Genomic DNA, 23,360 nt, shown 5'->3' with positions numbered 1-23,360 from the left:
CCCAGCTGCATCGTAGCGGGGCAATTAACTCCCCAGATTTCGGTTGTAGCGAGGCCTGCAGCACCATGATGTCCAAAGTGTCTTTTGACAAAAACAAGATCCGCTTCCTGTTATTGGAAGGTATCCATGAATCCGCCGTACAAAGCCTACAGGCTGCCGGCTATCACAATGTCGAACTTCTGAAGACTTCGCTGCCGGAAGAAGAGCTGATTGAGAAAATTAACTCTGCCCACTTCCTGGGCATACGCTCCCGCACTCAGGTTACTCGCAAGGTGCTTGAGAACGCCCCGCGCCTGCTGGCGATTGGTTGTTTTTGCATAGGAACCAACCAAGTCGATCTGGAAGCGGCACAAGAACACGGTGTTGCCGTTTTCAATGCCCCTTACTCCAACACTCGCTCAGTTGCCGAGCTGGTTATCGCGGAAGCCATCTTATTGTTGCGGGGCATCCCTCAGAAAAATGCCTCTTGCCACAAAGGTGGCTGGATGAAATCCGCAGAAGGCAGCTACGAAGCCAGAGGAAAAATTCTCGGCATTGTCGGGTACGGATCCATTGGTACACAGGTCAGCGTTTTGGCTGAATCGCTAGGCATGGAAGTTATCTTCTTTGATGTCATGTCGAAACTGCCACTGGGCAATGCGACTCAAGTTAAGACACTGAGTGAACTCTTAAATCGCTCAGATGTGGTCTCTCTCCATGTGCCACAAACCCCCAGCACAAAGAACCTCATTGGTACGGCTCAAATCCGCCGCATGAAAAAAGGGGCGATTTTACTGAACGCGTCACGAGGCAACGTCGTCGATATTGACGCTCTTGCGGAAGCCTTGAAAGCTGGCGACCTTGCCGGCGCAGCCATCGACGTATTTCCCGTGGAGCCACGTGGTAATAATGAGGAATTCGAATCCCCCTTACGCGGTTTGGATAACACCCTATTGACGCCCCATGTCGGTGGCTCAACCATGGAAGCCCAGGAGAATATCGGCGTCGAAGTCTCAGAAAAACTGATTCGTTACTCCGACAACGGCACTACGACCTCCTGCGTCAACTTTCCAGAGGTCGCCCTACCAGAGCACACACAGGCCCACCGGTTGCTGCATGTCCATCGCAACATTCCGGGAATTCTTAGCAAGATCAACCATGTGTTTTCCGACAACGATATCAACATTGCCGCGCAATACCTGCAAACACGAGAAAGCGTCGGCTACGTGGTTATTGATATCGATGCAGAATACAGCGAGGTTGCTCTCGAAAAACTCAAGAGTATTGAAGGCACAATACGCTGCCGCGTTCTCTTCTGAGCCATCCTGAAGTTACGATGTCTGAACCGCTCTTGGAAATTGTCAACGCCAGTGCTTGCCGCGGCGAGCACCGGGTCTTCGATCGTTTAAATTTATGTATCGAGCAGGGTGAGAGGGTCGCGATTCTCGGCCCAAATGGCGCGGGAAAATCAACGCTGCTGAAATTGCTGAGTCGTGATATCTACCCCTTGGTGCGCGAGGGCAGTTTCGTCAAAATCCTTGGGGATGAGCGGGTCAGCGTTCAGCATTTGCGACAGCACATTGGTTTGGTATCCCACGATTTTCAAGCCAAGTATCTGCCGATCACCACTGGTTTCGATGTTGTTCTGTCCGGCTTGAGAGGTACAATTGGAACGCTCTACAGCGACCCGGCAACCGAGTCAGAAATCGAGCGCGTCGAAGCATTACTGGAACGTCTGCATGTGATGCACCTGAAAGATCGCATGTTTCATCATCTCTCCACCGGGCAACAACGGCGTCTAATACTGGCCAGGGCACTGGTACACAATCCCGCCAGCCTGATACTCGATGAACCCACCAGCGGTCTCGATTTGCAGGGCTCCTTTCAACTGCTAAAAGATCTCCGTGCGCAAGCCGCCTCTGGCACGGCGCTGCTGTTGGCCACTCACCACATCCATGAAGTGATTCCTGAAATCGATCGAGTCATTCTTCTGCAAGATGGCGTGATCCTGGCGGATGGCCCGAAAAAGGAAATGCTCACCGCCGATAAAATCAGTGAGCTTTACCAAACTGACGTTCATATCATCGAGCAAGACGGCTATTATCAAGCCCTCCCAGCTAACTGAAACTCCATCTGGGCTTCCTAACACAGCTCGGCACCTGGCTGTCAGACATTCACCAAAGGTAGAAACCCGTGCTGGAAACGTTTCTTCGTGTTGTCGGGATTATTTTCCCGGTGTTTGCCTGTGCGATTTTGGGCATGGCCTATTGCCGTAAATTTCGGCCAGACATGTCGACGATTAATCGTATGAATCTCGACGTCTTTAGCCCCCTACTCATCTTCTGGGCGCTGGTCGATAAACCTTTCAACATGCTCTCTTATACCGGGCTCTGCATTGGCGCCGCCGCTGTCATTCTCGGGCCTGGGTTGCTCTTGTGGCCAATCTGTCGCGCCAAAAGCATTAATATCAAAACGTTCCTTCCTCCCATGATGTTCAATAACTCAGGAAACATGGGGTTGCCGCTATTGATATTCGCATTTGGCGATACTGCCTTACAGCCCGCTGTCGTGATGCTGATTGTCGGTATGCTTTTACAGTTCACGGTCGGTGTATTTATGCTTGATCGCCGAGTGAATCTAATAGAAATGCTGAAAAACCCGATTCTGATCGCCACGATGGCAGGGCTTAGTCTCAATGGTTTGGGTGTTCAGCTGCCGTCGCCGATTAATAACACCATAGAGATGCTCGGGCAGGTTGCCATCCCCTTGTTACTATTTTCTTTAGGCGCCCGACTCCTTGAAGTCGATTTGGGGGATTGGCGTCTCGGAACATTCGGAGCCGTAGCCGGCCCCGCTGCCGGAATCATCAGCGCTTTATTGGCACTTGCGTTTATTGAACTAACGCCGCTGGAGACGTCAATGTTACTGGTCTTCGCCGCCCTTCCGCCCGCCGTCTTTAATTTACTGTTAGCAGAGCAGTTTAATCAGCAGCCAGATCGAGTAGCAAGTATTGTCATGCTAGGCAACTTGGCCAGCCTGCTCATAATTCCTGCTACTCTTTGGTTCACATTACCCTAATTGCCGCTAACTTAGCGATTCCACTTAGGCCTTTAAAGCCTCTTCAACCGCATGGATTACTCGCTCATCATCCGGGGCGATATCTGGCGCGAAACGGGCCACGATTGCACCATCTTTACCAATCAGAAATTTTTCGAAATTCCACATCACATCTGTGTCACTGGCAGGCGCCAACCCGTAGCTTTTCAGCTTTTCCAAAAACGCCCCATCGTCATTGCGGATAGATTGCGGCTGCTGCTCAGTGAGCGCTTGATAAAGCGGATGCTGGTCATCACCTGTAACGGAGATTTTTTGCGCCATAGGGAATTTGACACCAAAGTTTGCTGTACAAAAACTGGCAATTTCTTCGTTACTGCCAGGCTCCTGTCCCGCAAAATTATTCGCAGGAAAACCCAATACAACCAAACCCTGATCCTGATACTTTTCGTAAATGGCTTCGAGAGCCTCATACTGCGGCGTAAGACCACATTTTGAAGCCACATTGACTGCGAGGACGACGGATCCAGAAAATTTACCCAGACTCGCAGGGCTTCCATCCATCATCGTAAATGAAATGTCGGAAAGTGTGGTCATTACAGGCTCCTAAAATTACATGAGTGACAATCGAGGGATACGGGCCAATGAGCCTAACGGACTATCTTCTCCACAGGCAATGACAAATGACAATTGGTATTGCAATCAGCGGCCCATACGCCCTTCCAGCCATCTGCACAACGATAGAATTTGCAGAGCAGATTTGCACTGGCGCCCTTGGCGGGTTTGTTACTTTGGCGTGGATCAATGAGCAAGGTAACGCTGAGTACCTTTGCGGCCAGCGCGGTGGTATATCCGCATTGATAGGTAAAATTGAAGCTCGCCAAGCGCAATGGTGGACTCGCCCCTCAATAACAAGGGCAGCCCTAATCACCAGCGGCCCAGACCGGCCAGAGCCCTTGGCTCAATTCCTTACCACCGGAAATAAAGGTGAATTGGTTACCGGCCATAGAATGCCACACAAAGGCGCACCAGGAGCTCTGCCACTCAACCAGCAGCTATTAATATTACTGCGGCAAGGCCTCTCAGCCGCAGAATCTATCCCTAAAATCCTGTCGGCCAATCCCACTTTGGATGCCGGACTCATTGCGCTGGACCGCGATGGAAACATTGCCCTTGGCAATACCCTCCGAGTGGCTCACCGCAAAGATATAGGTAGCTGCCACCGTTGTTTTAGTTGGCACCACGGCGACGCTTCAATAGAGGTCCAAATTGGACTTCTTCATAACGCCCTTCACCCACATTCGGGATTGGCGGAATTGCTGGGCCAATATGCCCAAAATCTTATTCTCGACCACGCAGCACCAGTAATGACCCTGAAGTGCGAGGCAGGTATTCCTGTAACGATAGGAGACATTGACGCTGTCCATTGCGATGGAATTGACGGGAAGATATTACTCATCGAAACCACAAGCCCGGAACTGATGCAAAATCAAGAGACAATTGAATGCGCTCTACTCGGCCCTGAAGCAAAGGTTTTACTGGGAAAACATACTATTGGCACAATGCTCGATGGACCCTTCTCCGTTGTAACTCGAAAGCGCTTAATTCGTTTTGACGGTGCAGAAACTGGAAAACTGACTTATAGACCTGGTATTACTCTCCAACACGTACCAATTGACAGCACTATGTCGCCTAAATGACACCAATATCGTCATATGCATCACAAAGACCCAATAAACGTCAGTCGCAAAAATCAACTCGCAATTTAATTGGGCTCTGCGTAGGATGGTGACAATTTGCTGTCAAAACCTAAGTAATTCCAAACACATATCATTTTTTTAGAGCAACTGCTGATGTCAAATATCGTCGCTCAGAAGAGGCTTGCCTGTTACGCCGCGTTTTCCAAACTGCGCTGGCTAAATTATCGCAATAAAATATTTCTGGTGACTTTTTTAGGGATTCACCTCCCGCTCATCTGTCTGATTGCTTATCAGATTTCAATTCAATCCATCACCTCAAGAGAACACGTGATCATTCTCGGGGTGATTCTCGCAGCGACGTTGATCGGTACGGCTACAACCCTATTGATCATCCACCATTTACTACGACCGGTAACAGCGACCACTGAAGCACTTCAGCATTTTATGGATGCGGGTCAACTAGATCACCTTCCAACCGACTTCAACGACGAAGCCGGAAAATTGATGGCGATTACTCAACTCTCCCTTGAAAAACTCGACCGTTTGCTTAAAGAACTGACGCAAGTCGATACCGTCACAGGTTTATCTACACGAGACTTTTTTCTTCAGGGCATCAATTCACGATTGAAAAGCACCCCAGATCGTGACGAATGTGCCGCACTGGTGGTCGTTCGTATCGCGAATTATTTCGACTTGGTATCATCCGATGGCCAGCAGGCAACCAACAGCAATCTGCGAAATCTCGCCTTTGACTTTGAATATCGCCTGGGGCGCCATTCTCTTGCAGGCTATCTCGGCAATGGCGTTTTTGCGTGCTTTTTCTCCTACCCTCAAGAAGAGTTAAAGTTGCGGCGTGATGTCAGTGAGCTTCTCGATGAACTCTGCCTACAGGATGAAATTCGTGAAACTCTGACACTAAGAGCAGGAATCTCGCTCTTTCCGGAACACAGTGACTCTCCCGAACAACTACTCGACTACGCAGTCGCAGCCGCAGCTTCGGCGGAACGCCGCAGTGATCCTGTCGTTTTTTCTCCTCGCGATCGAGAGTTTATACAACGACGTCTACAGCTTGGCCTGGATCTCCACAAAGCGTTAATGAAAAGTGAGTTAATGCTGTTTTTCCAGCCGGTTATCGATATTCATAAAGGACGCATTATCGGCGCCGAAGCCCTCATCCGCTGGCGCCACCCCGAGAAAGGGTTGATATCGCCCACCAATTTTATTCCTCATTCCGAACACAGCGGACAAATAGATAACATTGGTTTCTGGGTTTTGCACCGCGCCTGCGAACAAATTTCTGTTTGGAGTTCAATGGGCTATGAGCTCAAGATAGCCGTCAACCTTTCCGCTCACCAGCTTAAGAATGAACGCCTGCTCAGTTACATTAAAGACATGGTCGAACGCTACCACCTGCGGCCAGGCATGCTGGAATTGGAGCTTACTGAAACCGCTGCTCTCGACAGTGCGGCACATGCGCTGCAGCTAATTACCGAGCTCGACAAACTCGGCATCAATGCCTCAGTCGATGATTTGGGTACAGGTTTTGGCGGCCTTGATTACTTGAGATTATTTCCAAAACTGAATTTTAAGATCGATCGCTCATTCGTGAAAAATCTGCAGGAAAACCACAACCATTTCATTCTGTGTAAGACGTTACTCGCCTTAGGGAACAGTCTTGGATGTAATGTCACGGCGGAAGGGGTAGAAACAGAAAGAGAATTCCACACTCTGCGAGAACAAGGCTGCAACCTTTATCAGGGGTATTGGTTTTCCGAACCTATCCCCGCCGATGAATTTACCCTGCTGCTGCAGGATGCCAATTTAGCTGAACGCCTACAAAACCTGCAAACACTCACCATGGCCGCACCCGGTGATACTCGCCACTGATGCTCCAGTCTCTTTTCGTCTACGGCACACTTAGAGACCCGGAACTGCAAAAACACTTATTCGGAAAGAGCTTACGCGCCACTCCAGCGATTTTATATCACTGGAAGCTGTATGAATGCCTGCGTGATGGCTACCTTTTTATCAAGCCTTGCCGCAATCAGAAGGTTGTAGGCGACATAATCGAATTGACATGCCAACAACTCTCTACGGCTGATGCCTGGGAACTCGTTCCCTACTATCAGCGAGAACGTGTTCGCCCCACTACACACACGAATAACGTCCTTCGATGTTGGGGCTACTCGCGGCGCAATGCCCGAGGAAAATCCATAACCACCTCAAAAGACTACCTTGAACAGCAGTTTCAAAACTGGCAAAAGTTACCGGAAATGCGCCAGCATCGACTCGCCCAACGCTTGCTACCGGCAGAACGACAGCCAGCATCTTGACAAACGCTATTTCCGCTGAATTATTTTCGTAACGCGATTTCCCTTTATGCGCCGTGTTGCGCACAATAGAGCTGTTCACGGGGAGGTGTGATGATATGGCCACGAATATCAAGGTTAACTTTGACAACAGTTTTTACCGACTGGGTGAAGTCTTTTACTCCGAGCAACACCCCGCCCATGTCAGGTCTCCAAGCCTCATCACCCTAAATACCTCTTTAGCAGAGGCTCTCAACCTGAATCTACAACAGGCAAGCGATGATGACATTGCCGCCGTATTTTCCGGAAATACCATTCTACCCGGCAGCCAACCACTGGCCGCGGTATACGCAGGCCATCAATTCGGCCAGTGGAACCCGCAACTAGGCGATGGGCGCGCCATTTTACTCGGAGAAGTGATTGATCCAGATGGCCAACGCTTTGATATACAGCTGAAAGGATCAGGGGAAACCCCCTACTCCCGCATGGGTGATGGATTGGCGCCTCTTGGACCCGTTCTCAGGGAATACCTGGTCAGTGAAGCCATGGCGGCACTCGGAGTTCCAACGACTCGCAGTCTCGCGGCAGTAACCACGGGAGAACGAGTGGTACGCGATCGCGTCTACCCAGCGGCAATACTCACTCGAATTGCCAGCAGTCATATTCGTATCGGCAGCTTCCAATTTTTCGCATCTCGACAGAATAGCGATGCGGTAAAGCAATTGGCCGATCACGTGATTGCCAGGCATTACCCAACGGCAATCGAAAGCGGTAATCCTTACAAAGCTCTACTTGAAAACTTGATCAGCAAACAGGCAAAACTAATTGCGCAGTGGCAATCGCTTGGTTTTATTCACGGAGTGATGAACACAGACAATATGCTCGTCAGCGGAGAAACCATTGATTACGGCCCCTGTGCGTTTCTAGACGATTACGATCCCGACAAAAAATTCAGCTCTATCGACCACCACGGACGCTATCGATATCGCAATCAGCCTGGCATTGGACATTGGAACCTGGCTTGGATGGCGCAGGTGCTGCTGCCACTTTTATCTGATAACGAAGCCGAGGCGATAAAAATCGCTGAAGCAGCGCTTGACGGGTTTCTCAGTGAGTTTCAGCAGGAATACAACCAGCGGATGACGGCGAAAATCGGACTTTCAAGTAGCGATACGAGTACTGCCTTGGTCACTGAATTATTGGAAAGCATGGCACAAGAAAAAATGGACTTTACCCTGACATTTCGCCGCCTTGCTGAATTACTTCGCGAAGACAGCAATTCCGCTCTAGCCGACATCTCCCCACTGCCTACAGCTCTAAACCCATGGCTGGACACCTGGAAGGATCAGCTGAAAATGCTGAACGTGCCGCTACAAACTATCAGCGACCGCATGCTGTCAATCAATCCCATCTATATACCACGCAATCATCTGGTTGAAGAAGCGATCACTATTGCGTACGACCAAAAATCCTACCAAGCGTTTTTTGAGTTACTGGATCGCATCACACATCCCTTTGAATGGCGCGATGACGCTCTGAAATACGCGCGACCGCCCACCCGTGACGAAGAAGTTCTCGCCACCTTTTGCGGAACGTGAAGAACCCTTGACCGAGAGCTATATATCACTTCTCGAAGAAGTCAGGCACTGTCGACTGTGTGAAGTTCATCTGCCTCTTGGGCCTCGACCAGTTATTCAGTTTCACCCGGATGCTCAGATTCTAATTGCTGGTCAGGCACCCGGTAGAAAAGTCCATGAGACGGGTATTCCGTTTAATGACCCCAGCGGTGATCGACTTCGACAGTGGCTAAATCTATCGAAAGAAGTATTCTACGACCCCACAAAAATTGCACTTGTACCCATGGGGTTTTGTTTTCCGGGAACCGCAAGCGGGGGAGATTTACCACCCAGACCGGAATGTGCAACGACTTGGCGCCATCGCTTATTGAAGCACCTTCCCAACCTTCGGTTAACATTACCAGTGGGCCGATATGCCGTTGATTACCATCTCGGAAAAAGTCGCGAGAGTCTGGCTAACCGCATCCAAAAAAGCCGATCGTTATGGAACACCTGTATTCCGATGCCTCATCCCAGCCCGCGAAATATTCGCTGGTTTAAAAACAACCCATGGTTTGAGGAAAATTTAGTTCCAATCGCACAACAACGCGTGCATGAATTGCTTTCAACAGACCAATATTTTTCTTAATAAAGCCGAAAGGCTAAACAGCTTTCGATTGTGTGTAGATGCCAAAAAGAAATCTTGGAAGTATAAACATCAGAATTAATGCGGCGGCATAAACAATCACCTGTACAACACTTGGGCTGGCTTCATAACCAATTAGTGCATAAAGAATTTGACCAGCAATTGAATCTTCAGAGACAAGCCAAGAGGTATTCCAGGCAATCGCCCCGGAAGGAATCCAATCCGCCTGAATAAGATTACGTAACGCTTGCAACGTAAATCCCGCCCCCATGATTGCTAACATCAACAAAAATAGTCTACAGCGAACTTCTCTTCCGACTGAAACCAATACAAAGTAGCAAATAGCGATGGTACTCACTCCTAGACCGACTCCAATGACAGACCCTGCCAGCACACTGACTCTATAGCTATCAACGTGAAATATTCCGCTCCAATATACCAACAACTCCGCCCCTTCATGACTAATAATGAGAGCCGTTGACGCTGCGAAAATCAAATTTAGCGAAAATATCCGATGATACTGCAAGACAATGAGCGTTCGAATGGCTAAGAGAAAGACAAACAAGAAAACTAAAATTAATCCGTTTATTACTTCTTGACCGACACCATTAAACCAATTCGAAATTGTCTCCAGATTGAAAGCATACGCGACCGCCATAACAAGACCAAGTAGCAAGCCAGGAAAGAGCCAGTGCTTATGATGGTGAATGTGATGGGTTAACCCAAGTAAAACACCCAATAAAAATGACGCTTCAAGGGCTTCCCTTAAAACAACGATGACACTTGCCGTTAACATGAAATGACCATAACGCCTAGCGTTGCAATTTGGTATGACAAACGAAAACTACCTAGCGACCATTTTTCCCTGAGCAGTTTTTGGATTAAACTCTCCAAAAAATGAATATTCTCCTGGCATCAACGGTCCAATAAAAATTGTAATTTTTCCTTCACCTACCACCACCTTTTCTCTGTTTAATTCGTAACTTTCAAATTCTTCTGGCGTTGTATCACGATTTAAAACAATCAGCTTAAACTTAACTCCTGCAGGAACCTCCAATGTACTTGGCTCAAACAGATGGTTAATGATTTCTATTTTGTAGATTGGCTGTTCTGCCCACAGATGCTGACTAAAAGTCGATAGTGTGAGAACACAGACGAATTCTATACATCGAAATTTCAGTCTCAAGATTCCTTCTCCGGAAGGCTGCCACGATAGCTTGCAGGAAAGGACACCTGAACAACAAAAACAGTTTTAGAATCTTCGAGAGATTGCTTGCGAAAATGTATATCTCCTCGATGCAAATCGATAACGTGCTTTACGATAGCTAGCCCTAATCCACATCCAAACTCTGACGACGCATGTCTGTCGCCTCCAACGCGATAGAAACGGTCAAAAACCCTTCCATAATCACTCTCAGGAATTCCATCACCGTCATCAACGACATTTAAAATAATATGATTTCTATTTTGACTAAGAGTGAGTTTGATATCCCCGCCAGCAGGAGAATATTTATGTGCATTCACCAAAAGATTACTGATCATAGCCTGCAGCATATAGCGATTGCCAAAAATTGGCGCGCAGGGCGAGGCTTGCAACTCAATATTCTGGCGCTTGCTTTCAAGGCTGGGATAAATATCACTCACCGCTTCCTGACAAAGCGCCTCAAGGTCAACACCTTCACGAAAAAACTCACTCGTATCGGGATTGGTTCGATAAAGAATGAGAACCTGCTCAACCAAATGTTCAAGCCGATCCAAATCGGTATTGAGAATACTAAGTGCGTGCGTAAGCTCTGGATAATTATTATTGATATTATATACGTGAACCTTTAATGCGCTGATGGGGGTTCTCAGCTCATGTGCGGCATCAGCGGCAAAGTTTTTCTCTCTTTGAAATGCCATCTCTAACCGCTGAAAGAGTCGATTAATTGCGAGCAGTACGGGTTCCAGTTCTTCAGGCAAGGTCTCATAGATCAAGGGTTGTAAATCATCAGGCTGTCGACTACGAAGATCTGACGCCAATCGGGTCAAAACCGACAATCCGTTTCCAATAACCCACCAAATAAATAATGCCGCAATAGGCAGAGAAATGATAACGGGTAATATCGACTCTAGAATGATGTTTTCTGCGAGTTGGTAACGAACATCTGCGCGTTCTCCAACCAAAATCCAGATCCCTTCTTGTGGTTTGTGGTGGACACGAATCCGCCAACGATATTGACGATGATTTTCAAAATAATAACCTTCTTTTAATGGCGCCAATGGCGTAATAATACCTTCGGTACCGAGAATAAGATCATCGTGCTCTCCCCAGATTTGAAAGATCAGATCTGCTTTTTGAAATCGAGTTATTTTATCGAAGGCTCTTAGATCACGAACAATATCATTAGAATCGATCAAATCATCCAAAAGATAGGTAATGGCTTCTAGCTTTTTGTCGAACAGATCTTCAGCCAGGGCAATACTTGATCGGTACCCGTGCAATGAAGCCAAAAACGTTGTGAGAGTCATCACAGATAGCACTGCAACAACGAGAAAAACACGTATCGATTTCACGGCTTCTTAATTGTGTATCCCACGCCGCGAATCGTTTTAATAAACGTCGTACCAAACTTCTTTCGCAACTGGTGAATGTGTACCTCTAGCGCATTGCTTGAGACTTCGTCGCCCCAGTTGTAGAGCCTTCCCTCAAGCTTTTCACGGGTCATCACTCTACCAGGATTTTCCATTAAGGTTTTCAATAGCGCATACTCACGCCTGGGTAATTCTAATTGCTCGCCATTGAATTCAACGACCTGCGATTCTGTATCCAGAATGACGTTACCGATCTGAATCGTATTGGTTGTTTGCTTACTCAAATGGCGGGCTATTACACGCAGACGAGCAATGAGTTCTGGGATGGCAAAGGGTTTAGACAGATAATCATCAGCACCTAGATTAAGCCCTTTAACGCGATCATCAAGTTCTGAACGAGCCGTCAAGATCAAAACAGGTAAGGTACTTCTTGCTTGACGCAAAACTTCAAAACCATCCATATCCGGTAATCCCAGATCCAGAATCATCATGTCGGGCGGATCCGTTTTTATGACATGCAACGCATCCCCACCTCTGGTAACGTGATGCAAATCAAATCCCGCTTGAGCGAGCGCCAAGTTTAAACCGTCGGCTAATGATCGATCGTCCTCAACGAGTATGATACGCAAGAGAATTTTCCTGAATTATCCGGATTAAAGGCGAAGGATTTCCCGCCTGATCTTGTAAATAGAATACGCATACAAATTCTACATTTCACTGACTTTTTTCCAACCGGCCAAGCTTCACAGATAACGAACTCGTATATGCGAAGTCTCCGCGTTATTCCATTTTCTCGCGCATATCATCCATCAACTCACTTTATTCCTGGTTTAAGTTGGATATCATTTCGTTTTCAAATTTCTTCTATAGGGATTTGCAAAATTCTAGCGCGAAAAACTTAAGATTCTCTTAGCGACATCCCACCTCTTAAGGCGCTAAGAATTAGCTCTTACTGGTATACTGATATTATTTTCGCCAGGACAGAAACAGTGACGCTTTTCAGACCATGTATCGACCTGCACCAAGGCCAGGTAAAGCAGATTGTCGGTGGCTCCTTAACCGATGATGGAGCGACAACCAATTTTATCAGCCAGCGATCTGCCGATTATTATGCAGACCTATACCGGCAAAATGATCTGCAAGGAGGGCATGTTATTGCGTTAGGACCCGGCAATCAGGAACAGCTTTATAAGGCACTCAAGGCTTGGCCAAACGGGCTTCAGGTCGGCGGGGGAGTTAATGGGAACAATGCCGCTCAGTATCTGGATGCCGGCGCTTCTCACGTTATCGTGACATCCTTCCTGTTCGAGGATGGAGAGTTTTCCTGGACACGCCTACACCAATTGACCAACCAAGTTGGCAAAGACCGGTTAGTACTCGACCTTAGTTGTCGCCGCTCAGACACCGGATGGAACATTGCAACCAATCGCTGGCAGACTATCACTCAATTAGCCGTAACCCCAGATACCCTGGCTCAGCTGGCCGACCACTGTGATGAATTTTTAATTCATGCCGCCGATGTTGAAGGCTTGCAACAAGGTATAGACGCAGATTTGGTAACACTTCTTGGGGAGCATAGCCCAATACCGGTCACCTATGCGGGCGGGGCGAGGAATTTGGCTGACTTAGAATCTGTTGAACAGCTTTCTTCTGGACGCGTCGATTTGACGATCGGAAGTGCGCTGGATATTTTTGGCGGAAAGGGAATTACTCTACAAGAGTGTATTGAGTGGAATCGACAGCGAGGATAATCGTTTTTCCTCGCTGCCAATCACAATAGTTATTCGTCGAAGGGGTGGCGCAATACGATGGTTTCTACGCGATCCGGGCCAGTGGAAATGATATCAACGGGCGCCCCGGTCAATTCTTCCAACCGCTTAACGTAGGCTTTGGCCTGTTCTGGCAATTCATCCCAAGTACGCATGCCGACAGTGCTTTCTGACCAGCCGGGCATGGTTTCGTAAACTGGATTGACCAGCTCCCAACCCTCTGCATCGTAAGGCATTTCCATAGGGTCGCCATCTTCGTCGGCATAACCGGTACAGATTTTTACCTCTTCTAAACCGTCCAGAACATCAAGTTTGGTGAGACACAGACCAGAGATACTATTAATACGTACCGCATGACGCACAGCTACCGCATCAAACCATCCTGTACGACGCTGACGACCTGTCGTCGCACCGAACTCATGCCCCTTCTCTCCCAGGTGGCGGCCGATTTCACAGGCCAATTCCGTCGGGAAAGGACCGGAGCCAACACGAGTGGTATACGCTTTGGTAATCCCAAGCACGTAATCCAGATAGAGAGGGCCAAACCCAGAACCGGTCGCTGTGCCACCGGCAGTAGTATTTGATGACGTCACAAACGGATAAGTGCCGTGATCAATATCCAGCAAGGAACCCTGGGCACCTTCAAACAGAATGCTTTCACCAGCCTCACGGCGGTTGTGCAAAATACTGCTGACATCTGCAACCGTCGGACGCAGCTCCTCGCCCATCGCGAGGGACTCGTCGAGCAGCTTTTGATAATCCACCGCGTCGGCTTTGTAGTAATTAGTCAAAACAAAGTTGTGGTAATCGAGAATTTCCCGCAGCTTGGTAGCGAAACGCTCAGGGTACATCAAATCACCAAGACGCAGACCGCGACGTGCCACTTTGTCTTCATAGGCCGGGCCGATACCCCGCCCTGTCGTGCCTATCTTGCCCGCGCCACGCGCTTGTTCGCGTGCCTGATCAAGTGCTGCGTGATACGAAAGAATCAGAGGGCAGGCAGGGGAAATACGTAAACGCTCCCGAACGGGAACCCCTTTGGCTTCCAGCTCAGCGACCTCTTTGAGCAGCGCATCTGGCGCCAACACGACACCATTACCAATTAGGCAGGTGACCTCTGGACGTAAAATGCCCGAAGGAATCAAATGCAAAACCGTCTTCTTACCATCGATCACCAGCGTGTGACCGGCGTTGTGTCCGCCCTGAAAACGAATAACCAGTGACACTTGATCTGTTAGTAGATCAACGATTTTACCTTTGCCTTCGTCACCCCACTGGGTGCCTAAGATCACAACGTTCTTGCCCATGGCTTCAATTACTCTCTCTAAAAAAACTGTCTACACCGGCACCACCTGATACTTACCTTCGATAAGTACCAGTTGGCGTTGACACTGCAACTCGGAGTCCGACGCATCCTGTCCCGGAAACCCGCAAACGACTATTTCACCAGCAGAGCGCAGTTGCTCTATGACTGGCCACTGCCCCTCGTCCTCAGACGCAGGTGCAAATATTCTCGGTACCGGGGCAGATTGCTCCGGCAGAAGCGACTCAATGGCTCGTAAATCGACGTCAAAACCTGTCGCTGATCGCGACCGGCCAAAGACCTCGCCGACATGGTCGTAACGACCACCATTGGCAACCGCAGCACCATAGCCAGGAGCAAAGGCCGCAAAGACAATTCCCGTGTGGTAGTGATAACCCCTAAGCTCACAGAGATCCAGGAAAATATTCGCCTCTGGGTAGCGGCCGATAACAGCGTTGGCGACCTGCTCCAGAGTATCAATCGCTTTGGCGACCTTGTCTGGGGCCTGCTCCAAACTCTGGCGCGCTTCGGTTAAAACCTCAATCCCGCCGGACAACTTGGGCAGTTTTGAAAACATAGTCCGCCAGGGCTCAGATACCTCATTGTCCTCCAACCACTGGCGAATATCAGCGGCGGCTTTTGCCTGCAACAAATCAAATAACTGTTGTTCCTGTTCCTCGCTAAATCCGGCGGCAGCCGCGAGACTGCGAAAAATCTCGACATGCCCCAGATCGATATTCAGTTGAGCCAGGCCGCAGGATCGTAGTGAGGCAAGAAATAACGATAACACCTCTATATCCGCAGTGACACCGGCCTCTCCAAACAGCTCGACACCTACCTTGATCGGCGATCGGGTAGCAAGAGGAAATTTCGGCTTGGTATGCAGAATATGGCCGGCATAACAGAGTCTCGTAGGACCGTTGCGGCGCAAACTGTGAGCATCGATACGAGCGACTTGGGAAGTGATGTCCGCACGGATACCTAAACTTCTTCCCGAGAGCTGATCGGTGACTTTGAACGTCATCAAATCAACGTCTTCACCCATACCAATCAACAGGGAGTCGGTATATTCCATTAGAGGAGGAATAATAAGCTCATAGCCCCAGGACTTATGGAGATCTGTGAGCCCTCTGCGCAGAGATTCAATACGGCGAGCTTTTTCGGGCAGAATGTCTTCAAAGCCGTCGGGCAGCAGCCATCGGTCAACGTTAGTCATAATCTAAAAAGGTAGCAATCGAACTTGCCCCCACCCGGACACGGGCATCAGGCTCAAAAACCGACGGACGTTCTCCCAACGGCTACATTCGCTTGCGATCTGTCATTCAATGGATGAGATAAAGTAATCCGGCGCCAAGCACCATGCAGGCCAGCCCCATGAGACGCAATTGTCGATCATCGACCGAGCCTAGCGTCATTACCAGTTTGCGCCAACGCTGGGGATACAGGAATGGAATGATACCCTCAATGACCAGCATCAGACAGAAGGCTATACCAATTTCTTCCCACATAGACCGTCACGCAGACCTTTGCCTGCAAGACTCTCCTCGCAGACACAAAAAAGCCGGACCACTCGTCCGGCTAAGTAATTTTACCACCATCTGCGACAGGGTAGAACCTGCCGCACAAGATTGTTACCAATTAGCGTTAGTTCGCTTCGTTACCGCCCTTACTATTATTGAGGTAGCGGAAGAACTCACTTTCAGGCTGTAGCAAAATGACGTCATTCTTACTCTTAAAGGAGTTTTTATAGGCAGTTAAGCTGCGCATAAACGAGTAAAACTCCGGGTTTTTCGTATAGGCACTGGAGTAAATCGCGGCGGCTTTCGCATCACCTTCACCGCGCAGTAGCTCAGCATCTCGGTAGGCTTCCGCCTCAATGATGGTCTGCTGGCGGTCAGCATCTGCACGAATCACTTCTGCTTGTTCTTTACCTTTCGAGCGGTGTTCCCGCGCTTCGCGCTCACGCTCGGTCGTCATCCGATCAAAAACAGACTGACTTACCTGCTCAGGAAGATCGATACGCTTAACACGGATATCAACTAAGCGAATGCCATAGCGATCCATCGTCAGCTTATTCAGGTTCTCCGTTAGATCAACCATGAGCTGGTCCCGCTCACCGCTGATGACCTCTTGCAGAGAGCGCTGTGCAAACTGGTTACGCAAGCCTTCGTTGATACGCTGAGCCAACAACTGTTCAGCACGCATCTCTTCGCCGTTGGTTGCCGTGTAGTAAGCGCCCACTTTTTCGATGCGCCATTTGGCATAAGAGTCGACGATCATACCCTTCTTCTCAACCGTGAGATAACGTTGAGGTTTGGAATCCAACGTGAGTACACGGCTATCGAACTTCAGAACTTCATGTACAAAAGGTATTTTGGCGTGCAGGCCTTTACGCAAGTCATCATTGACCAGCTGACCGAACTTCAAGAGTACACCACGCTCAGTTTCTTTAATGATGTACAGCGAGTTCGACGCGATCAGAACCGCGACCAGAGCGCCGATGATGAACACAAACATTTTATTGTTCATTACCGGACCTCCCTACGACGAGTTGCATTGATCGCATCACGGCGAATTTGATCACTGACACGATCGGCAATTTCACTGATCACTTCCGGAGAAACCTCTTCTGAACGCATAGTTGTCGCACCACTGCTGGACATCAGCTTATCCAACGGCAAGTACATCATGTTGTTGCCACCCTCAACATCCAGCAAGACCTTGGAACTCTGACCGAGCACCTGCTCGACAGTATCCAAGTACAAACGCTCACGGGTCACATCGGGAGATTTTTCATACTCGCCTAAGAGCTGCTCAAAGCGTTTCGCCTCACCCTCGGCTTTTGCGACTACCTGTTCACGATAGGCGTTCGCCTCTTCGATGACACGCTGAGCACGTCCGCGAGCTTCGGGAATAATTCCGTTTGAGTAAGCTTCCGCTTCATTCTTCAGACGCTCTTCATCTTCACGGGCACGGTTAACATCGTCAAATGCAGCCTGAACTTCCTGCGGCGGCGACGTATTTTCAACGTTTACGGCACTGACTTCGATGCCCGCCTGATAAGAATCAACGTATGCCTGTAAACGCTCCTGAACATCGTAGGCAATACGTTCACGACCTTCGGTTAACACTTCGTGCATTTCTGAAGAGCCAACCACATGTCGCAGCGCACTGTCAGTGGCCTGTGACAAGGAACGCTCTGGATCACGAACCTGCAGAACAAATGAACGTGCGTCGCTTATACGATACTGCACGGACATATTGACGTTAACGATATTGAGATCTTGAGTAAGCATCTCTGCTTCTGTGCTGTGCAGACGCAATTTGGTGACGTTTACCGAGGTTACTTCATCAATCAGCGGAGCATTCCAATGTAACCCAGGATTCTTGGTTTCCTTATACTCACCAAGGCGTAAAACAACAGCACGCTCCTGTTCGTTCACCTGATATATACCAAAAAGGGCATAGACAATCAGCGCGACGATAGCGACGAATCCCAGACCAGCAAAGGACATTCCGCTACCACCCGAAGAAGATCCACCACCGCTCTTGCCGGAGCCGAAGATTCCTTTCATGCGTTCCTGAAATTTTTTCAGCGCCTCATCCAGATCCGGAGGCCCATCATTATTTCCTTTATTGCCCCCCCAGGGGTCTTGATTGTTTCCACCCGGTTCGTTCCAGGCCATATTGTAAACTCCGCGTCTTTTATAAATTGAGCCGGCAGGGCCAAAGGTCTGATCTCAGACCCAAGTGTAGGCGAATTCTAGCAAAGCCCCCCGAATTGTTAAGATACTTTCCGCTGCTGAACTGGAGATTTAAAAAGAAATTGCTAGGGACAAAGAAAACAAATCGCTATCAGAGCTCAAATATTGTGCGATTGCTGCCAGTGAAGGGAATCGAAAACCAGATTCTCCTGACTAAGAATCTGCAACAGGTCCGTTTTTTCAATATCGAGAGCCAAAACAATTTCACCATTGTCAGCAAACTCTTCGTGCGTGACTGCTTGACGATCATAAAGCCGTGCCCGTAAGCGAGACTGCGCAGGTTCCAGGTACAGAGTATCACGAATACGCTGCGATCCCAGTAACTCTGAAACGGCGTCGTAGATTAGCTCCAACCCCTGTGAACGATGCGCGGATACCCAAACCGCCAGCGGCCTGCCATCATCATCCCGGTCAATTCTCGGCTTCATATCATCCAAGAGATCAATCTTGTTATAAATTTTAAGCTGAGGAATATCCGCCGCGCCGATTTCACCAAGTACCGAATCCACCTGCTCAATGTTCCGGTGCCGTTCTTCATCCGCCGCATCGATCACGTGCAGGAGCAACTCCGAGCTTGACGCTTCTTCCAGGGTCGCACGAAACGCTTCAACCAAACGGTGCGGCAAATGACTGATGAAACCAACCGTATCGGCCAAAACTGCAGCCCCCAGCCCCTGCACGCGAATTCGTCGCATCGTGGGATCCAGCGTGGCGAACAACTGATCTTCAGCAAATACAGAGGCATCGGTGATAGCATTGAAAAGCGTCGACTTCCCAGCATTGGTGTAACCCACCAACGACAAGGTCGGCAGCTGAGCGCGACGCCGAGCTCTACGGCCCTGCTCACGCTGGCTGCGAACTTTTTCCAAGCGCTTCTCAATGGATCGAATACGTACCCGCAGCAATCGGCGGTCTGTCTCCAACTGAGTTTCCCCTGGACCTCGCAGGCCAATACCACCTTTCTGTCGCTCAAGGTGAGTCCAGCCACGCACCAGGCGCGTCGACATATGCTGCAGCTGGGCCAACTCAACTTGTAACTTACCTTCGTGAGTGCGAGCTCTTTGGGCGAAGATATCCAGAATCAAGCCAGTGCGATCCAACACGCGGCAATTAAGCTCTGCTTCCAGATTGCGTTCCTGACTCGGACTTAGATTGTGGTTGAAGATCACCAGCTCTGCGTTGTGAGCATTGACGCTGACCTTCAATTCTTCAAGTTTGCCAGCCCCGATAAAATACCTGGGCTGGGGCGAAGAACACTTGGCACGAACAAAATCGACGGGATCCCCACCTGCGGATAAGACCAGCAGCTCGAATTCTCGGGGATCTTCAGATTCTTGACTATTGTATATGTCCAGGTGAACCAGAATAGCGGATTCACCGGATTTTGGACGTTCAAAAAACAACGAGTAACCTCAGATTAACTATCCGAGTCGTCGCCATCGCCTGCCTGTGGGTTGAGCATTGGAACCCGAACGGCGCGGGAAGGCACAACTGTCGATATCGCATGCTTGTAGACCATCTGACTGACAGTGTTTTTCAACAACACGACAAATTGGTCGAAAGACTCAATCTGACCCTGCAGCTTGATACCATTTACCAGATAGATGGATACTGGAATACGTTCCTTGCGCAGAACGTTAAGATAAGGGTCTTGTAAACTATGCCCTTTTGACATGTTTATTCTCCTATTTAAAGAATCGCGAAATAAAACTGTTGCAGACGCCCTTTACAGTCCCCCATTCCGACGCCTACACAATGCATTGGTTCCTGAGCCAGTGCAAATTCCTGACCATATTCCAGTCACCTCGATCCTTTTTATTATAAGGTCCTTTTTCCTAAAAAGATCAAGATTTCGTCCAGAACGGCAACTTTTTTTCGCTCCCGGCCTGCTGGGCTGTCCCAAAAGAACGTTTCTGCGCCATTCCACTTACGCAGCCACGTCAATTGTCGCTTAGCGAGTTGCCTTGTCGCGGCAATTCCTCGTTCGCGTAATTCCTCTTCGGGGAACTCACCATGAAGGAACTGCCAAACCTGACGATAGCCCACTGATCGAATCGCCGGCAGGCTCTCATGCAAATCACCGCGTGATTGCAAAGCTGCCACTTCATCAATGAAACCAGCAGACAGCATAGCATTAAAACGCTCAGCAATGCGCTTATGAAGAAGCGATCTTTCCTGCCAACCAAGTGCCAATTGCACCAGATTAAAGCGCTTTTCGAAGTCCTGCCCTGTTTCAGCTTGATGCTGCCGGTTGCGTAGCTCTGTCACGGTATGGCGGCTGTGAATACAAATTTCAAGAGCACGAGCAATTCGGTGTGAGTGATTTGGGTGGATTTTAGCCGCCACGTCCGGATCTAAGGCTTGCAGCCATTGGTGTAATGCAGGCCAGCCCTCGCGTTCCGCCCGAGCTTCGATCTCGGCCCGAAACTCCGGCTGCGCCGCAGGCATATCCGCCAAGCCTTCTTTGAGTGCTTTGAAATACATCATCGTTCCCCCCACCAGCAGGGGAATTCGCCCTTGTTCATGAATGGACGTAATTGCCTCCATAGCATCTGAGCAAAAATCAGCGGCAGAATAACTCTCTGAGGGGTCGCGAATATCCAGGAGTCGGTGAGGCGCTTCGAGCAACTCCGCGGCAGAGGGTTTGGCAGCACCGATGTTCAAGCCGCGATACACCAGAGCAGAGTCAACGCTGATAATGTCCACCGGCATGTGATGACGCAACGACATGGCGATGTCGGTTTTCCCGGAAGCCGTCGGCCCCATAAGAAAAATAACCGGCGGCCGTCGCTGTCCGGCCTCCGACTCGGAACCATCCATCACTGGCCTCGCAAGAAAAGCTTGTCCAACTCATCCATGGACTGCAGAGTCCAAGTTGGTCGGCCGTGGTTACATTGACCACTGCGTTCCGTCATTTCCATGTCTCGCAACAGCGCATTCATCTCTGTGATCGTTAAGCGCCGGTTAGCACGCACAGAGCCATGACACGCCATGGTGGCCAGAATTTCATTGATATTTTCTTCGATACGCTTACTGTTGCCATATTCCAGCAGATCCGCCAACACGTCACGAACCAACTGCTCGGGATCGCTTCGACTCAGTAATGTGGGCACTTGCCGCAACGACAGACTTTCCGGTCCCGCCCGCCTTACTTCGAATCCCAGCTGAGAAAAAATATCTGCATAACTTTCCAAACAGTCCGCCTCACGCTCGCTGACGGCAATCGATACAGGCACCAATAACGGCTGCGCCTGCAAACGCCGCTCCTGCATCGCCATCTTAAGTCGCTCATAGGTAATCCGTTCATGGGCGGCGTGCATATCGACCACGATCAATCCATCGCGGTTTTCTGCCAGAATATAGACACCCTTGAGCTGCGCGATGGCATACCCCAAAGGTGGCACCTCCTCATCTTCGCTTGCCGCCGGCATTTGCACGGGTCTAGCTGAGCCGATACCGCCACTCCCGTAGAGTGCAGAATATGCCGGCGCCATTTGCTGGACAGAACCGGCTGACGGGGGTGCCGACGACTGGAAGCTCATGCGCTCCTGCTCGCGAATGATTGGCGCAAACGTGCTGCTTCTAGCCACGCTATCACTCTGGCCAGATGTTCCGTATGGGCCTTCAGGGGACATCGACAAATTTTGGTTGGGCGACAAAGCCCCTTCAGCACCCACCTCTTCCACTTCAGGCCGCACATCCGCCAGAACCCGGTGCAAGGTTCGGAATAGGAAATCATGGACTGTGCGCCCATCCCGAAAACGCACTTCGTGCTTGGTTGGGTGAACGTTCACATCCACCAGACCGGGATCCAATTCCAGATAAAGAACATAAGCGGGATGGCGGCCATGGAACAACACATCCTGATAGGCTTGGCGAATGGCATGAGTCACTAGCTTATCCCTCACCGCGCGCCCATTCACATAAAAATGCTGTAGATCCGCCTGACTGCGTGAAAAAGTTGGCAAGGCCACCCATCCACTGAGTTTGAGCCCGGTGTGTTCGGTATCTACGTGCACGACATTTTCAATAAACGTCGGCCCACAGACCTGAGCAACCCTCCGCTCCTGCTCCAACTGAGTCGCCGCTGGAGACCAGTTATGAACCACACGACCATTGTGACGTAACTGGAACCCCACACCGAAATGCGCGAGAGCCAAGCGCCTCACAACGTCTTCGATGCGATTGAATTCCGTTTTTTCAGTGCGTAAAAACTTGCGTCTGGCAGGGGTATTAAAAAACAGGTCGCGCACCTCGATGGTCGTTCCCTGAGGGTGAGCAGCTGGTCGAATATCCGCCTGCATATCCCGCCCTTCCGTGGTGGCGCACCAGCCCATAGCGCCATCGCTGTCGTTACTGGTTAACGTGAGACGCGAGACGGAGGAAATACTCGCCAGAGCCTCGCCACGAAACCCCAGCGTAGCTACCGCTTCAAGATCATCTAATTGATAGATTTTGCTCGTTGCGTGACGGCTCAGCGCCAGCGGTAAATCTTCAGATCCGATTCCACAGCCGTCGTCCCGCAATCGGATTGTCTTGACACCACCACGTTCGATATCAATATCGAGACGTCGAGCGCCAGCATCGAGGCTGTTTTCCAGCAGCTCTTTGACAACAGATGCCGGCCGCTCGACCACTTCTCCGGCAGCGATTTGGTTAGCCAAACGCGGGCTAAGTAATTTTATCTTTGACATGAAACCTGAAGC

The 23,360-nt window shown here is 49.6% G+C and carries 23 protein-coding genes; 9 read left to right on the top strand and 14 right to left on the bottom strand.

Translation table 11 applies throughout. The features are described 5' to 3' along the window. The first annotated feature begins 68 nt into the window (after nt 1-68). From serA to ACXAFR_RS15000, 3 genes are all read left to right on the top strand, one after another. The gene (gene serA / locus ACXAFR_RS15010; RefSeq protein WP_475178400.1) at nt 69-1,298 is read left to right on the top strand and encodes a phosphoglycerate dehydrogenase; all 1,230 of its coding nucleotides are present in this window, start codon (nt 69-71) and stop codon (nt 1,296-1,298) included. Between the two features lie 17 nt (nt 1,299-1,315). Beyond that, nucleotides 1,316-2,104, top strand: a complete 789-nt coding sequence (locus tag ACXAFR_RS15005; protein ID WP_475178284.1) for an ABC transporter ATP-binding protein — start codon at nt 1,316-1,318, stop codon at nt 2,102-2,104. A 68-nt stretch (nt 2,105-2,172) separates the two neighbouring features. Next, a complete protein-coding gene (locus ACXAFR_RS15000) occupies nt 2,173-3,057 on the top strand; it encodes an AEC family transporter (RefSeq protein ID WP_475178282.1) in 885 nt (294 codons plus the stop codon). 24 nt (nt 3,058-3,081) lie between these two features. Here ACXAFR_RS15000 and ACXAFR_RS14995 read toward each other — a convergent pair whose 3' ends face one another. Next, nucleotides 3,082-3,630 carry a glutathione peroxidase gene (locus tag ACXAFR_RS14995; RefSeq protein WP_475178280.1) on the bottom strand — a complete coding sequence of 183 codons (549 nt, stop codon included), beginning with the start codon at nt 3,628-3,630 and terminating at the stop codon, nt 3,082-3,084. Between the two features lie 86 nt (nt 3,631-3,716). Between ACXAFR_RS14995 and ACXAFR_RS14990 the strand changes: the two genes are divergently transcribed. The 5 genes from ACXAFR_RS14990 (at nt 3,717) to ACXAFR_RS14970 (ending at nt 9,247) form a co-directional block, all read left to right on the top strand. Beyond that, nucleotides 3,717-4,733 carry a DUF6963 family protein gene (locus ACXAFR_RS14990; RefSeq protein WP_475178278.1) on the top strand — a complete coding sequence of 339 codons (1,017 nt, stop codon included), beginning with the start codon at nt 3,717-3,719 and terminating at the stop codon, nt 4,731-4,733. Nucleotides 4,734-4,886: 153 nt separating this feature from the next. After that, a complete protein-coding gene (locus ACXAFR_RS14985) occupies nt 4,887-6,620 on the top strand; it encodes a bifunctional diguanylate cyclase/phosphodiesterase (RefSeq protein WP_475178275.1) in 1,734 nt (577 codons plus the stop codon). Further along, complete coding sequence (locus tag ACXAFR_RS14980; protein ID WP_475178274.1) at nt 6,620-7,066, top strand: gamma-glutamylcyclotransferase family protein; 447 nt, start codon at nt 6,620-6,622, stop codon at nt 7,064-7,066. The genes ACXAFR_RS14985 and ACXAFR_RS14980 overlap by 1 nt, the downstream gene beginning before the upstream one ends. A 95-nt stretch (nt 7,067-7,161) precedes the next feature. Next, nucleotides 7,162-8,640, top strand: a complete 1,479-nt coding sequence (locus ACXAFR_RS14975) for a protein adenylyltransferase SelO (RefSeq protein ID WP_475178272.1) — start codon at nt 7,162-7,164, stop codon at nt 8,638-8,640. Nucleotides 8,641-8,647: 7 nt separating this feature from the next. Further along, nucleotides 8,648-9,247, top strand: coding sequence for a uracil-DNA glycosylase family protein (locus ACXAFR_RS14970; protein WP_475178270.1), 600 nt, complete (start codon nt 8,648-8,650; stop codon nt 9,245-9,247). 13 nt (nt 9,248-9,260) lie between these two features. On the opposite strand, the gene ACXAFR_RS14965 is transcribed toward ACXAFR_RS14970, so the two are convergent. From ACXAFR_RS14965 to ACXAFR_RS14950, 4 genes are read right to left on the bottom strand one after another with little or no spacing between them, the layout of a single operon-like run. Beyond that, nucleotides 9,261-10,040 (bottom strand): FTR1 family protein, encoded by a 780-nt coding sequence (locus ACXAFR_RS14965; RefSeq protein WP_475178268.1) that lies wholly within the window; start codon nt 10,038-10,040, stop codon nt 9,261-9,263. Between the two features lie 48 nt (nt 10,041-10,088). Further along, nucleotides 10,089-10,430, bottom strand: coding sequence for a cupredoxin domain-containing protein (locus ACXAFR_RS14960; protein WP_475178266.1), 342 nt, complete (start codon nt 10,428-10,430; stop codon nt 10,089-10,091). Beyond that, nucleotides 10,427-11,755, bottom strand: a complete 1,329-nt coding sequence (locus ACXAFR_RS14955) for an ATP-binding protein (protein WP_475178397.1) — start codon at nt 11,753-11,755, stop codon at nt 10,427-10,429. Before ACXAFR_RS14955 ends, ACXAFR_RS14960 begins: the two co-directional genes overlap by 4 nt. 41 nt (nt 11,756-11,796) lie before the next feature. Further along, on the bottom strand, nt 11,797-12,447 hold the full coding sequence (locus tag ACXAFR_RS14950; protein WP_475178264.1) for a response regulator: 651 nt from the start codon (nt 12,445-12,447) through the stop codon (nt 11,797-11,799). A 360-nt stretch (nt 12,448-12,807) separates the two neighbouring features. Between ACXAFR_RS14950 and hisA the strand changes: the two genes are divergently transcribed. After that, entirely contained in the window at nt 12,808-13,569 is a 762-nt protein-coding gene (gene hisA / locus ACXAFR_RS14945) for a phosphoribosylformimino-5-aminoimidazole carboxamide ribotide isomerase (RefSeq protein WP_475178262.1), read from the top strand. A gap of 29 nt (nt 13,570-13,598) precedes the next feature. On the opposite strand, the gene ACXAFR_RS14940 is transcribed toward hisA, so the two are convergent. From ACXAFR_RS14940 to mutL, 9 genes are all read right to left on the bottom strand, one after another. After that, nucleotides 13,599-14,894, bottom strand: coding sequence for an adenylosuccinate synthase (locus tag ACXAFR_RS14940; protein ID WP_475178260.1), 1,296 nt, complete (start codon nt 14,892-14,894; stop codon nt 13,599-13,601). A 30-nt stretch (nt 14,895-14,924) separates the two neighbouring features. Further along, a complete protein-coding gene (locus ACXAFR_RS14935; RefSeq protein ID WP_475178258.1) occupies nt 14,925-16,106 on the bottom strand; it encodes an ATP phosphoribosyltransferase regulatory subunit in 1,182 nt (393 codons plus the stop codon). A gap of 106 nt (nt 16,107-16,212) precedes the next feature. Next, a complete protein-coding gene (locus ACXAFR_RS14930; RefSeq protein ID WP_475178256.1) occupies nt 16,213-16,398 on the bottom strand; it encodes a DUF2065 domain-containing protein in 186 nt (61 codons plus the stop codon). Nucleotides 16,399-16,534: 136 nt separating this feature from the next. After that, nucleotides 16,535-17,419, bottom strand: a complete 885-nt coding sequence (gene hflC / locus ACXAFR_RS14925) for a protease modulator HflC (protein ID WP_475178255.1) — start codon at nt 17,417-17,419, stop codon at nt 16,535-16,537. Further along, nucleotides 17,419-18,576, bottom strand: coding sequence for an FtsH protease activity modulator HflK (hflK, locus tag ACXAFR_RS14920; protein WP_475178253.1), 1,158 nt, complete (start codon nt 18,574-18,576; stop codon nt 17,419-17,421). Before hflK ends, hflC begins: the two co-directional genes overlap by 1 nt. Before the next feature lie 176 nt (nt 18,577-18,752). Next, complete coding sequence (gene hflX, locus ACXAFR_RS14915; RefSeq protein ID WP_475178252.1) at nt 18,753-20,057, bottom strand: ribosome rescue GTPase HflX; 1,305 nt, start codon at nt 20,055-20,057, stop codon at nt 18,753-18,755. A 14-nt stretch (nt 20,058-20,071) separates the two neighbouring features. Then, entirely contained in the window at nt 20,072-20,329 is a 258-nt protein-coding gene (gene hfq, locus ACXAFR_RS14910; protein WP_475178250.1) for an RNA chaperone Hfq, read from the bottom strand. A 143-nt stretch (nt 20,330-20,472) separates the two neighbouring features. Beyond that, nucleotides 20,473-21,474, bottom strand: coding sequence for a tRNA (adenosine(37)-N6)-dimethylallyltransferase MiaA (miaA, locus tag ACXAFR_RS14905; RefSeq protein ID WP_475178249.1), 1,002 nt, complete (start codon nt 21,472-21,474; stop codon nt 20,473-20,475). After that, nucleotides 21,474-23,348, bottom strand: a complete 1,875-nt coding sequence (mutL, locus tag ACXAFR_RS14900; RefSeq protein ID WP_475178248.1) for a DNA mismatch repair endonuclease MutL — start codon at nt 23,346-23,348, stop codon at nt 21,474-21,476. Before mutL ends, miaA begins: the two co-directional genes overlap by 1 nt. Nucleotides 23,349-23,360: the final 12 nt, after the last annotated feature.

The organism is Pseudomaricurvus sp. ABR4_320 (genome assembly GCF_056159445.1).
This window is presented reverse-complemented; position numbering and strand designations above follow the sequence as displayed.

Coding starts and splice junctions, on each gene's coding strand:
- ACXAFR_RS14935 (WP_475178258.1), bottom strand. CDS start 16,106: ATGACTAACGTTGACCGATGGCTGCTGCCCGACGGCTTTGAAGACATT.
- ACXAFR_RS14995 (WP_475178280.1), bottom strand. CDS start 3,630: ATGACCACACTTTCCGACATTTCATTTACGATGATGGATGGAAGCCCT.
- ACXAFR_RS14955 (WP_475178397.1), bottom strand. CDS start 11,755: ATGACTCTCACAACGTTTTTGGCTTCATTGCACGGGTACCGATCAAGT.
- ACXAFR_RS15005 (WP_475178284.1), top strand. CDS start 1,316: ATGTCTGAACCGCTCTTGGAAATTGTCAACGCCAGTGCTTGCCGCGGC.
- ACXAFR_RS14980 (WP_475178274.1), top strand. CDS start 6,620: ATGCTCCAGTCTCTTTTCGTCTACGGCACACTTAGAGACCCGGAACTG.
- ACXAFR_RS14930 (WP_475178256.1), bottom strand. CDS start 16,398: ATGTGGGAAGAAATTGGTATAGCCTTCTGTCTGATGCTGGTCATTGAG.
- miaA (WP_475178249.1), bottom strand. CDS start 21,474: ATGGATGGTTCCGAGTCGGAGGCCGGACAGCGACGGCCGCCGGTTATT.
- ACXAFR_RS14965 (WP_475178268.1), bottom strand. CDS start 10,040: ATGTTAACGGCAAGTGTCATCGTTGTTTTAAGGGAAGCCCTTGAAGCG.
- hfq (WP_475178250.1), bottom strand. CDS start 20,329: ATGTCAAAAGGGCATAGTTTACAAGACCCTTATCTTAACGTTCTGCGC.
- ACXAFR_RS14975 (WP_475178272.1), top strand. CDS start 7,162: ATGGCCACGAATATCAAGGTTAACTTTGACAACAGTTTTTACCGACTG.
- mutL (WP_475178248.1), bottom strand. CDS start 23,348: ATGTCAAAGATAAAATTACTTAGCCCGCGTTTGGCTAACCAAATCGCT.
- serA (WP_475178400.1), top strand. CDS start 69: ATGTCCAAAGTGTCTTTTGACAAAAACAAGATCCGCTTCCTGTTATTG.
- ACXAFR_RS14940 (WP_475178260.1), bottom strand. CDS start 14,894: ATGGGCAAGAACGTTGTGATCTTAGGCACCCAGTGGGGTGACGAAGGC.
- ACXAFR_RS14990 (WP_475178278.1), top strand. CDS start 3,717: ATGACAATTGGTATTGCAATCAGCGGCCCATACGCCCTTCCAGCCATC.
- ACXAFR_RS14985 (WP_475178275.1), top strand. CDS start 4,887: ATGTCAAATATCGTCGCTCAGAAGAGGCTTGCCTGTTACGCCGCGTTT.
- hflK (WP_475178253.1), bottom strand. CDS start 18,576: ATGGCCTGGAACGAACCGGGTGGAAACAATCAAGACCCCTGGGGGGGC.
- hflC (WP_475178255.1), bottom strand. CDS start 17,419: ATGAACAATAAAATGTTTGTGTTCATCATCGGCGCTCTGGTCGCGGTT.